The following is a 12,589-nucleotide window of genomic DNA, read 5'->3' as shown; positions in this document are numbered from 1 at the left end:
TCCCCATGCGAGAAGCACACGACGGAGCTGCCCGGCACCTGCGGGAGTGGACGGCGGGCAAGGACATCGCGTCGACCGACGTCGAGCGGGTGCTCGCCGGCCTGGAGGCGCTCGAACGAGGCGACCACCCCGGACTCCCGCCCGACTCCCCAGACCCGACCTGTCCCCTGCCCGGCCTGACGTCGCGGCCCTGGTGGACTCCCGAGTCATTCCCCTGGGCCGCAGCGTTGCTCGCCGAGGCCGAGGCGATCCGCGAGGAATACTTCGCGGTCTCGTCCCAGCTGACGCGATCCGAAGCGCTCCGCAGCCCGAAAGAGAGCGGCCGCCTCCGCGCCTCCGGCAGATGGACCACCGTCCAGCTCTACCACCTCGGCCAGAGGCAGGCCCTCGCCAGTTCATTCCCGATTGCCGCCGCGTCGCTTCAGCGAGTCGCCGAGCAGCCCTGCGGCATGGTGTTCTTCTCTACCCTGGAACCGGGGAGCAAGATCGAACCCCACACGGGGTACACCAACGCGCATCTCCGAGTCCACCTGGTGATCAAACCCAACGAAGGTGCCCGGTTCCGCGTCGCCGACGAGTGGCGGGCGTGGAAGGACCATGAGCTGCTCGTGTTCGACGACACCTTCGAACACGAGGCCGTGAACGAGGGGGACGACGAACGCGTCGTGCTGCTCTTCGACATCTGGCATCCGGACCTCTCCGAGATTGAACGCCTGGCGTTCCAGGAATCAATGGACTTCTTCCGCAAGGCGAGAGCCCGGCACCATTTGCTGCATGCTCTCGCCAACGGCTGAGACCCCGGCCGAGTCAGAACCTTGAAGTCGAAGTACGCGATTCCCATCGCGCTGGTAGACAAGGAATACCAATGACCGAGCGTCTTTCCGGCGAGCGCCGGCAGGAAACCGACCCCGAACAGGACTTCCAGGACTTCATGCGCACAGGCTGGAGTCCAGTGGAACGCCCCGCGGAGCGATTGCAACAGGCGCCGTTCCACGCCGAACGACGCCGAGCAGTGTCGGAATCCTTCCCCGGCGAGACGCTCGTGGTACCGACAGGTCAGGAGCTGGTCCGTGCCAACGACACGCATCACCGCTTCCGCGCAGGGTCCGACTTCGCTTGGCTCACTGGTGATCTCGCTCCCGAAGGCGTGCTCGTGCTCCATCCGAACGCCACAGGACACGACGCCGTGCTCTACCGGCGCCCGAGTAAGGGTGTCGAGTCCGAGGAGTACTTCGCGTCGCCCCGATACGGCGAACTGTGGATCGGTCGCAAGGAGACGTTGGCGGAGACCTCGACCGCGCTTGGCGTCGAATGCCGTGACCTGGAAGAGCTCGACCGTGTTCTCGACGGGCTCACTCGCGAGCGGGTCCGAGTCCTGCGCGGCAGGGAGCCCCGCATCGACGCCCGCTTCGCCCTCGACGGGCCCTCCGAGCGGGAGAGCAGCGACGGCCGTCTGGCCTGGACGCTTGCACACCTGCGCTTGAGAAAGGATCCGTGGGAACTCGAGCAGCTTCAAGAGGCGGTGGATGCGACCGTCCGAGGCTTCGAGGACGTCGCCCGCATCCTTCCGGCGACAGGAACGGTTCCCGAGCGGCTCATCGAGGGGGTCTTCGGCACGCGCGCGCGTGTTGAGGGCAACGGGGTCGGCTATTCCTCGACCGTCGCTGCCGGCGCCAACGCGACCACCCTCCATTGGACCGCGAATACCGGGCGTACCGCACAAGGCGACCTCATCCTCATGGACATGGGGGTCGAAGGCCGCAACCTCTACACCGCTGACATCACCCGCACGCTGCCGACCAGCGGGTCCTTCACGCCCGTGCAGCGGGAGGTCTACGACATCGTCCTCGCCGCCCAACAGGCCGGCATGGAAGCGATCAAGCCGGAGGTGAAGGTACGCGCGATCCGACGGGCATGCATGGAAGTTCTGGCGGAAGGGCTTCAAGACTTGGGCCTGCTGCCTCGCACGACCGGAGGGGTAGCCGCGACCGATTCACTGCGATACCGGCGCTGGACGCTGCACGGCTTCGGCCACATGCTCGGCATCGACGTGCACGACTGCGATGCGTCCTGGCCAAGCTTGTTTCAAAGTGGCGCAGTCGAGGAAGGTCACGTCCTCACCGTGGAGCCCGGTCTGTATTTCCAGGCCAATGACGAACTTGTTCCCAAGGAACTTCGAGGGATCGGTATCCGCATCGAGGATGACCTGCACGTCACTGCCGACGGCTGTCGAAACCTCTCCGAGGCCCTGCCCCGAACGGCGATAGAGGTTGAGAACTGGCTCGCCGCACAGCGAGAAGCTGGCCCCCGCCTTCCCGCAGAACACTGAGACACGACCATCGATCTCGGCAAGCAGCTGCGCCGCTTCGACTTTCGCGGCCGTATCGATGTACCTCTCTCGTGTCCGTGCCGACCTACCATTGGCGAATGCCTGATCGCGCATCCGAGGTCGGCGATAGCCTCCGACCATTCCGAAAAATGGCGATGAGGACGCAGAAGGAGCTCGCGTTCAAGGCGAGGGTGGGGATCCGGAGGATCCGGGACATCGAATCGGGCAAGGTGCGACCGTAGCCACGGACGATGCGCCTGCTTTTCAACGCGTTATCGTCGCAAAGACTGGGCTGGCCGCCGAAGGAAAAGTCTTGAAGGCTAACGAGCCGGCGCACCTCGCGGAGTCCTCAACTGAGCGCTCGATGAAGTGCTCTACGCCTCCCGCCACCGGGAATGTGGCCGCACGGCCGGGTCGCTCGGGCCGCCCGCGGAGCCAGCGCATGGCGCGGTCCCACCTCCGGTGCGGAGGGCGTGCGCTGGTATGCGCCACTGAGCCGACGTCCCTTCACATTCACTGCGTCGTCCTACTATTGAGGCATGCCTGACAACTCGGCCGATTCCGGCAACAACCTTCGGTCGCTTCGGTTGCGGGCGATGCTGACCCAGGAGGAACTCGCGTTCCAGGCGGGCGTCGGGATTCGCACCGTTCGCGACATCGAGTTGGGACGAGTGCGACCACAACCGAGGACGTTGCGACTGCTCGTCGAGGCGCTGGATCTGGACAAGACCGACCGGGCGATGCTGACCGAACTACCGGACCGGACCGGCGAAGTGCCTCGCGAGCTGCCCGCGGACGTCATTGGATTCACCGGTCGCGCGGAGGAGCTGCGCGACCTTGAGTCGGCGCGGCTGGGCGATGGGGACGAGAGCATTCCGCCTTCGCCCGTCGTCGTCATCTCGGGCGTGGCCGGGGTCGGCAAGACCGCGTCGGCGGTGCATTGGGCCCACCGCATCGCGGACGGCTACCCCGACGGGCAGCTGTTTCTCAACCTGCGCGGCTATTCGCCGTTCCCCGCGCTGCAGCCGATCGAGGCCCTAACGGCGATGCTGCGGTCGCTCGGTCTCGCCAGCGACCAGGTGCCCGCCGAGGCCGATCAGGCCGCCGCCCGACTGCGTACGGAGACGGCCGGAAAGCGGATGCTCATCCTCCTCGACAATGCGGAGTCAGCCGAGCAGGTGGTCCCGCTGGTTCCGGGCGGTCCGCATTCGCTGGTGATCGTGACGAGCCGGAATCGACTCGGCGACCTCCACGCGCGCCATGGAGCCTTCCGTCTCGGTCTGGCACCGCTGACACCGGACGAGGCGACCCGGCTTCTGAAGGCCCTGCTGCGGATCCCCCGCTCGTCGGATCATCCGGAACTGGACGAGCTGGCCCGCAGCAGCGGATACCTGCCGCTGGCGCTGCGCATCGCGGCGGCGAACCAGGCCGGCGGTCATGTGGTCCCTCCCCACGGCGATGGACCGCATGCCGCGCTCAAGGCCACATTCGACGGTTCCTACAAGGCCCTGGCTGACGACGCGCGCCGCATGCTCCGGCTCCTCGGCATCGTCCCGGTCAGGTCCCTTGCCGTCGAAGCCGCAACCGTGCTGGCGGACATGTCCACGGCTGCGACTGAGCGTGCGGTCGAACAGCTCGTGCACGCGCACATGGTCAATCGTGACGGGCGCGGCAGACTCTATCTCCACGATCTGATCAGGGACTACGCAAACGATCTGGTCGAAGCTGAGGGCCCCGTGAGAGTCGAGGCCCTCAATCGCCTCTTCGACTGGTATCTCGGCACGGCCGATGCGGCTTGCAGCGCTCGGTATCCGCGTTACGCGAGGCTGTCGGCTCCCGACGGCTCCACCGGTGTCCCGAGACTCGACGAAGTACAGGCCGCGCAGTGGCTCGACGACGAACGGGAAAACCTCGTCGCCGTCGCGCGGTACGCCGGCGAGCACGGTTTCGGTTCGGTGGCCTGGAGGCTCGCCGATACGCTCCGCGGCCACGCCTGGATGGAGATGAGCGCCTCGGACTTCCTCGCACTCGGTCAATCGGCGTTGAACGGCGCGCTGGCGGAAGCCAATCTCCCTGGGGAGGCGGTCTCCGAACTCTGCATGTCCACGGCGTACATCAAGGCTCGCGACTTCACGGACGTGGTCCGCCACGCCGAACGCGCGATCGAACGGTCGCGCCGGGTCGGATGGGAGGACGGCCAGGCAGCGGCGCACCATGACTTGGCGCTCGCCTGCTGGAACCTAGGGAGGCTACGGACCTCACTCGAGCAAGGCGAGATGGCGCTCGCGATGAATCGCGCTCTCGGCAAGGTGCGTGCGGCGAGCGTGAACCTCGGGGCGCTGGCGGTCGTCCACGGCGACATGGGTGAATTGCAGGTCGAAATGCGACTGCTCGCAGAGGCGCTCGAAATGGCAGAGGAGATCGGAGACATCTCCCTTCAGGCATCACATCTGCGAAGGCTCGCCTCGGTTTCGACCCGCCTGGGTTTGGTGGGAGCGGCCGACTACCTGGGTCAGGTCATGGATATCGAGGTGCATGCGGGAGAACGGAAACTCGACGCGTCTACGGCCGAATTCAGGTCGGAATTCTATTCCGCGCAGGGGAGGTACGACGACGCACTGGCATACGCGGACGTGGTCGTCCGTCAGGCGGATCTGAGGGGCGACAGAATGAGCAAGGCAATCGGGCTCATTGCGGTCGCTGTCGCACTCAATGGACTCGGGCGCCACGAGGGAGCGGTGGCCGCCGCGGCGCAGTCGCTGTTGGTGGTGAACGGCGAATTGACCAGAGTCAGGATCGATGCCCTGATCGAGCGGGCCGTCGGGAGGATCGGGCTCGGTGAACTCGAGGCCGCCGAGGTGGACGCGGATCTGATTTTCAGTCTGGCTCGGGAAGGCGAGTACCGGACCAGCGCGGCCATGGCGCTCAACCTCCTGGCCGAGGTGCGTCTACGCCGCGGCGCCGCTGACGGCGCCCGCGAACTCGCGGGGCAGGCCCTCGACAGTCACCGCTCCTTCGGTCATCGCGGGGGAGAGTCCTGGTCGCTCTGGATCTTGGGATCAGCCGCGCGGGACGAGGGCGACGAGGTCACGGCCCGCCGGCACTGGCGCGAAGTGGAGCAGATCTACGCGGCGATGGGCGCGCCAGTGCCAGCGAGGTTCACGATGAGGACCTTCTGAGGACGCTGGACCTGGACCGTACCCAGCGTTGACAAGACCACGAAGGACACTGGGCGTCTGGCTCTCGGCGTGGCGCGCGGCTCATTCCATCCGATCCACATAGTGCATGAGCTGCCACCCGAGTCGGGGGCCAACAGGCCGGTTTCGGGGCCCCGGGCGGGCAACGGGTCGGATAGACGTTCTAGCAGGCCGTCTAGCTGGGGGTTGGGTTTGAATAAGCGAGTGTTGGGCCGACCGTGTGATCTCTCGAGAGATCGGAAACAGGTCGAACCTGCAAAGGTTCGGCCCGTTTTGCTATGCAGGTCTGGTGGGTTCTTTGGGTTTGCCGGTGGGTTGGTAGTCGAGGGTCAGTTGGCGGAGCGCCGGGACGGCTTTGGGTCTGGTGGTTGACGGCGATCTGGACGGTGGCCAGGTAGCGGACGGCGAGTTTGTCGTATCGGGTCGCGAGGGCGCGGTGTTGCTTGAGGCGGGCGATAGTGCGCTCGGTGGTCGAGCGTTCCTTGTATCGGTCAGCGTCGAATGCCGGTGGCCTACCGCCTGTCGCGCCGCGCAGCCGTCGGTTGGCGATCTGGTCGGCAGGCTCTGGAATGGTCGCTCTGATCTGGTGTTCACGGAGCCAGGCGCGGTTGGCCCGGCTGGAGTAGGCCCGGTCGGCCATGACGTGGACGGGGTGCTGCCGGTCCCGCCGACTGTGGCCAGGTGTGCCCGGGCGGTGGTCGAATCGATGCTGAAGGTCCAGCTCAGGCGCTGTTCGGCGCGGGCGAGGGCCTGCAGCGAGCGCCAGATCGGCGTCTATGCTCCCGATCGTTGCCAGGCGCAGAACAGCCAGTAGGCCGTGGTCCAGGGGCCGTAGCGGTTCGGAGGTCGCGCCAGGGCGATCCGGTCCGCACCCGCCAGGCGATGCCGTCGACCAGGACTCGGCGGCTTCTGGATATCGGTCGGCCGAGCCGGTTCGGCTCGGGCAGCCACCGGCGCAGCCGTTCCCACTGGCGGTCGGTCAGGTCCCTGCGTGCTGTCACGCTCGACAATTGAAGCCTCCGGGTGAACCTTGTTGCAGCACAACAGAGTCAACCGGAGGCTTCCTCAATTCTCAAACACGGCCTAGGCGGCGTTGCCTGCCTCGTCGGCCACGTCCTGCGTCAGCGCGGCGGCGTTGTTAAGGCGATCGTCATCGTGTTCCAGCCGCTGTCGAGGGCGGGTGAGGCGCCGTAGCTGCCCGTGCCGTTGCCTTTGAACAGGTAGAGCACACCGGTGGCCGTCTCGCGGCCGATCCAGTCCGCGTGGCCGTCGCCGTCGAAGTCGCCGACGGAGGCCGCCGAATCCATCACGCTCCAGCCGCAGTCGAACAGGACCCGGGGCTCGAAGCCCTGGTTGCCCGGTCCCGCGTAGAAGTACATGCACTCGTCGTTCTTGCCCACGGCGACGATGTCGGCGAGGCCGTCCTCATTGAGGTCACCGACTGCGGTCAGCTCCCGCACCTCGTTGAAGCTCGAGCCGATCTTGACCCGGACGCCGTGCGTGCCCGTGCCGGTGCCGGGGTAGAGCCAGAGGTATCCGGTGGTGGCGTCGACGGCGAGGAAGTCGGTCTTGCCGTCGCCGTTGTAGTCGTGCCCGGAGACGATGGCGCTCATGACTTCCCATCCGCGGCCGATGCGCACGGCCGGCCTGAAGCCGCTTCCGGTCCCCGCATAGAAGTACAGCGCGCCGGTGGACGCTTCGCGGGCGATGAGGTCCGCCTTGCCGTCACCGTTGAGATCGCCTGCGGTCTCGATGAGGTTCATGACGCCCCAGCCCGAACCGATCGTGACATGGTCAATGAAGCCGCCTGAGCCGTCGCCCGACCAGAGCTCCAGGGTTCCGCCCGGGTTCCGGCGGGCCAGGACGTCGTCGAGGTCGTCGCCGTTGTAGTCGTAGTTCCCGGCGGCCACGAGTTCCACTGGGCCGGTGCCGGTGGCCTCGTCGGTGGGGGACTGCGCCGAGGACGTGCCTGGGGTGACGGCGATGGCGGCGCACACGACGCCCGCGCTTGCAGCGGCGACCCGTCGAAGGATCCGGACGAGACACCCGCCGTGTGAGCTGTGCTCCATCAGGACTTCCTTTGCAGTAGAGACCGAACGGCCTATTGTCAGGAAAGACAGTCCTTATTCAACTACACCTGGTGGATATCGAAGTGGTTCCTTCGAATGTGAGGAAGGCTTCGGATGGTCGCTGCGCCGACGTGCGGCCGCGGGTGCCCGGTGGCGGTTGCAGGTATCCGGCGACGACACTGCGGGAATGATCGCAACCTCGCCGCCACACCGTGTTACACAGGACAGCGTCCTGTTCTCAATGGACATTCGGTCGACGTCGGGAGTTGTCGGTGTTCATACGGAATTGGCGGAAGCTGTGCGCTGCGGCAGTGGCAGGGCTTGTCGTCGGTGCACACGGGCCCGGCCTCGGCATGGCGATGGCCGGCGAAGTGCTCGACTGCTCCGAAGGCGTCCCCGGCCTCGAGGTCGGCGAGACCGCCTTCAGTGAACCCGACGCCGATTCTGGAACCCGAACGGCGATGTTCACCATCGGCAACCGTGGCGACCGGGTCCTTTCGGGCATCACTGTGGAGCAGGACTTGTCGGGGGTGCTCGACGACACCGCCTGGGGAGGGGTGCAGGGGCCGGGCGGTGGACGGGTGCGCCTGGACGGCGAGACCTTCACTTGGTCCGGCGACCTGAGCGCCGGTGACGAGGCCAAGGTGACCTACCGCCTCAGCGACCTCGAAGCAGACACGCCCGACGACCCCGAGTCCGATCCCGTCTCAAGCACGGAATTCGACGTGGTGACCACCGCGACGAGCACTGACTGCGGCGCGGCGGACGACGCCGGGTCGACTGAAGATCCGCAACCGGACGCCTCCGAGCCGGACGCCGATGAAGACGCATCGCGAGGCGAAGCCGAGCCGGCGGCGCGGGAGAGCGACCCGGAGTCGGCGGTCGGAACGCTGACCGGCGTGCAGATCCGACCGGTAGCCGCCTCGGGCATGTGCTGGGAGGCGGCCAGCAACGGCATCGGCGCGAAGCTGACACTGCAGACTTGCTCCGCGACGAGGTCGATGCAGAAGTGGGACGTCACCACCGACGACCGGATCCTGTTGAACTCGAACAACGCTCGATGCGTCGAGAACGCCGGCAACAGCACGGCGTTGAGCCAGCAGCTGCAATTGGGCAGCACCTGCACCTCGGGCGCGACCAACGCCACCTGGCCGTACCAGACGGCGACGGGGACCTACCGGGCCGGCGCCTTCGTCAACACGTTCGTGAACCTCTGTGCGGACGTGCGAAACGGTGTGTACACGGCAGGGGCGGTGCTCCAGACGTTCACCTGCAACGCCGGAGCGTCCCAGACCTTCTCGGTCGGCACCGCCGACTTCGCCGCCTCCGCGCAGACCAATGTGACCGGCAAGCCCGGGGCGTCGGTGACGCCCGAGGTCAAAGTGCGCAACCTCGGGCCCCAGCCTTCGATCGGCCAGAGCCTCAACATCACCGGCAGCAGCGGCTTCGCCATGACGAGCGCCGCGCGCACGAATGCGGCCAGCGTGGGCTACAACGCCTGCACGATCAATTCGGCGACCACCGCCACCTGCCCCACTTCGAGCAATGTCTGGTTCACCGACACCGGTACCTCGGCCCACAACGGCGACGGTTCCGGTCTGGTGGCCGTCACCGGGACGATCCCCGCGAGCGCGACGCCCGGCACGGTCTACAACGTCTGCGGGACCAGCGTCGCCGCCGTCACGGTCGACACCGTGAGCACGAACGACAGCGCCTGCGCGACGGTCACGGTGATCCCGGCCGCCCCGGACTTGAAGATGACTGCCGGGTCGGCGAGCGTGACCGGCGACGCCGGTTCGAATGTGGACACCACCTTCACCCTCGACAACCTCGCCACCGACGCCCTCGACTACGCCCAGAACCCGCTCGTCTCCTTCACCGAGCCCAGCGGCTACACCATCACCGGCATCAGCGGACCTTCGGGCTGGGCGTGCAACACCGCTGCGCTCCTGTGCACCTACTCGAGTAACTTCGCCGCCGGAGCCACTGCGGCCTTCACCGTCTCGGGCACCATCGCCGTCGGATCCGACGCGGGCACCACGCTCGGCAATGTCACGGCTTCGGCGAGCACCTCCGGCACCCGATGGACCGACAGCAACACCGCCAACAACAGCACCACCGAGGCCGTCAACGTGTCGGCCACTGTCGACGTCGCGATGGCCAAGCAAGGACCGACCACCGGCACCATCCGCAACACGGTCACCTACCAGGTCACGGCGACGAACAGCGGCACGGCCAAGGTGAACGGCATGACCATCACCGACACGGTGCCCAGCAGCCTGACCGGCGTCACCTGGACCTGCACGGCCACTTCGGGTTCGAGCTGCGGCACCGCCTCGGGCAGCGGCAACGGCGTCAGCCTCACCGGCAGCGTCGCGCCCAGCGGGGTCATCACGGTCACCATCACCGGAACCGTCGCGGACGCCGCCGCCGGCACGACGATCACCAACACCGCGAGCGTCTCCATGCCGAGCGGGTTCACCAACAACGGCACCGCGAGCGACTCGGTGGACACCGCGATCGAGCCCGCGGCTGATCTGGCGACAACGAAGCAGGTGCAGGGCTCTACTCCGGTCGTGCCCGGGCGGACATTCGACTACGTGATCACTATTGCGAACGAGGGACCGTCGCAGGCGACCAACGTGACCGCCACCGACGTCCTGCCCGCCGCGCTGACGTTCGTGTCCGGTCAGGACTGTTCAGCGAACGGCCAGACCGTGACCTGCGGCCCGCAGGCCACGCTCGATGCGAACGACTCCCACTCGTGGACGATCACGGTCAAGCTCAGCTCGGCCTATCCCGGCGACGGTTCGGACATCCGCAACGTCGCGACCGCCTCCAGCGATGTCCACGACCCGAACCCGGACAACGACTCGTCCAACCCCAACGCGGATGACGACAACGACGGCCACCCCGACGGCGGCCTCCCCGGCGGCACGGTCGCCGATCCCGAGTCGGACCTGTCCACGACCAAGCAGGTGCAGGGCTCGGGGCCGGTCGTCCCGGGCAACGATTTCAACTACCTGATCACGGTCACGAACAACGGGCCTTCGGACGCGGCGAACATCAAGGCCACCGATGTCCTCCCGGCGACGCTGGCATTCGTCTCCGGTGCCGGCTGCACCGCTTCGGGCCAGACCGTCACCTGCGGCCCGCGGGCCACACTGGTGGCCGGAGCCAGCGCCTCATGGACGATCACGGTCAAGCTCGTCCCCTCCTACACCGGCGACGGCTCCGAGATCCGCAACGTCGCGACGGCCTCGAGCGACACCATCGACCCCGATCCGGACAACAACGCGTCGGACCCGAATGCCGATGACGACAACGACGGCCACCCCGACGGGGGCCTTCCCGGTGGTACGGCCGGCGACCCGAGCGCGGACCTGTCGACGGCGAAGGTCGCGCTCAACACCGCACCGGTGGCGGCGGGCAGCTTCTTCGACTACCGGGTCACCGTCACCAACGCGGGCCCGTCCAACGCGGCGAACGTGACCGCCACGGACGACCTGCCGATCGGTCTGCTCTTCAGCCAGGGCACGGGCTGCTCGGCGTCGGGTCAGACCGTCACCTGCGGTCCGCAGGCCACGCTCGCTCCCAACGGCAGTGTGGTCTGGACGTTCACCGTCCAGATCGACCCGGCATACACCGGCGACGGTTCGGACCTGGGCAACATCGCCACGGCCCATGCCGACACCGACGACCCGAACCCCGGGAACGACGCCAACCCGGCGCCCGGGGTCACGCCGAACGGCGGCGTCACCGATCGACCGACCATCACCGATCCGGCCGACGGGACCACCACCGGCGACGACACGCCGACCTTCACAGGCACCGGCGTGCTCGGATACTCGGTGACCGTCGTCATCGGGAACGCCGAGCCGGTGTGCACCGGCGCCGTGCAAGCGGGTGGTACCTGGACCTGCACGCCGACGGCGCCGCTCGCCGACGGCACCGACTCCTACACGCCGGTCGCCGATGACGGGACCGGCGGGACGATCGCGGGGACGCCGGTCGAGATCACGGTCGACACCCAGGCGCCGCCGCCGCCGAGCTTGATCAGGGTCGTCGGCGACCTCGACGGCAGTGGCGTCACCGTGATGGGTTCCGGCGAAATCGGTGACACGGTCACCGTGGACGGACCCACCGGCGTTCTGGTCTGCACTGCGCAGGTCGCGGCCGACGGATCCTGGTCCTGCCACGGCGAGATCGTGGGCAGCGGTCCGCTCATGGTGACCGAGACCGACCCGGTCGGGAACACCAGCGAGCCCGTCTCGGTGCTCGCCACCGACCTGGACGTCGACATCGCTCTGCCGCTGCACATCACCGACAGGGGCGTCGTGACCGTCACGATCTCGAACAGCGGCCCGATGGTCGCTCCCGGGGCCGAGTTCATGCTCAACCTGCCGAGGATCCTGGAGCTCGCTGGGCCCGCCGAGGGCGCCGACTGCACCGGCACCACCACGCTCATCTGCAGTATCGAAGACCAGATCGACAGGAGTGAATCCGCGAACACCGAGGCGGAAGCCGGTGTCGTCGCAGAAGCGGGCGCGGCCGAGGCGTTGGTGGCAGCAGCGACAGTCTCTATTCCGGTGCGGGTGCCATCGGGCTGCCGTGCGGACTCGGACGCGGGCACCGTCGCAGTGTTCGTGGCGCCGACCGAGGGCGGCATCGACATGGCCGCGTCGGACAATACCGCAGCTGCGGATACCAGCGTGCCGGCCGGCGGCGACTGCGCGGCCCAGACCCAGACCCAGACCCAGGACCAGTCCCTGGCGGTCACCGGCGCGACGACGGCACCGATGGTCCAAATCGGCCTTCTGGCAGTAGCTTTGGGCTCAGCCCTGGTGGCCGCACAGTGGCTGACCCGCATGCGACGCAGCCAGATCTGACAGTGGCGGTGACCGCCGCCGGCAAGGCGGCGGTCACCGCACCGAGTCCTCGCAGCCGATCGTCACCGCTTCAAACCGGCATTGTCCTTCATTGTCGCCATGCGG

5 protein-coding genes and 1 pseudogene are annotated in these 12,589 nt (G+C 67.4%); 4 read left to right on the top strand and 2 right to left on the bottom strand.

Going from position 1 to position 12,589, the window contains the following annotated elements:
* Nucleotides 1-5 precede the first annotated feature (5 nt).
* The 3 genes from O2L01_RS13675 (at nucleotide 6) to O2L01_RS13665 (ending at nucleotide 5,508) form a co-directional block, all read left to right on the top strand.
* Nucleotides 6-794: an aspartyl/asparaginyl beta-hydroxylase domain-containing protein gene (locus O2L01_RS13675; RefSeq protein ID WP_270122502.1), complete on the top strand. Its 789-nt coding sequence runs from the start codon at nucleotides 6-8 to the stop codon at nucleotides 792-794.
* 65 nt (nucleotides 795-859) lie between these two features.
* The gene (locus tag O2L01_RS13670) at nucleotides 860-2,329 is read left to right on the top strand and encodes an aminopeptidase P family protein (RefSeq protein ID WP_374727689.1); all 1,470 of its coding nucleotides are present in this window, start codon (nucleotides 860-862) and stop codon (nucleotides 2,327-2,329) included.
* A 539-nt stretch (nucleotides 2,330-2,868) separates the two neighbouring features.
* Nucleotides 2,869-5,508: an ATP-binding protein gene (locus O2L01_RS13665; protein ID WP_270122500.1), complete on the top strand. Its 2,640-nt coding sequence runs from the start codon at nucleotides 2,869-2,871 to the stop codon at nucleotides 5,506-5,508.
* Between the two features lie 388 nt (nucleotides 5,509-5,896).
* On the opposite strand, the pseudogene O2L01_RS25675 reads toward O2L01_RS13665, so the two are convergent.
* Both O2L01_RS25675 and O2L01_RS13655 read right to left on the bottom strand, forming a co-directional pair.
* A pseudogene (locus O2L01_RS25675) lies at nucleotides 5,897-6,536 on the bottom strand (transposase); the annotation flags it as partial.
* 111 nt (nucleotides 6,537-6,647) lie between these two features.
* Nucleotides 6,648-7,595 (bottom strand): FG-GAP repeat domain-containing protein, encoded by a 948-nt coding sequence (locus O2L01_RS13655; RefSeq protein ID WP_270122499.1) that lies wholly within the window; start codon nucleotides 7,593-7,595, stop codon nucleotides 6,648-6,650.
* A gap of 311 nt (nucleotides 7,596-7,906) precedes the next feature.
* On the opposite strand from O2L01_RS13655, the gene O2L01_RS13650 reads away from it, so the two are divergent.
* Nucleotides 7,907-12,484, top strand: coding sequence for a ricin-type beta-trefoil lectin domain protein (locus O2L01_RS13650; protein ID WP_270122498.1), 4,578 nt, complete (start codon nucleotides 7,907-7,909; stop codon nucleotides 12,482-12,484).
* The last annotated feature ends 105 nt before the right edge of the window (nucleotides 12,485-12,589 follow it).

Origin of the sequence: Glycomyces lechevalierae (assembly GCF_027622945.1) — a bacterium.
Taxonomy (GTDB): Bacteria; Actinomycetota; Actinomycetes; order Mycobacteriales; family Micromonosporaceae; genus Glycomyces; species Glycomyces rutgersensis.
This window is presented reverse-complemented; position numbering and strand designations above follow the sequence as displayed.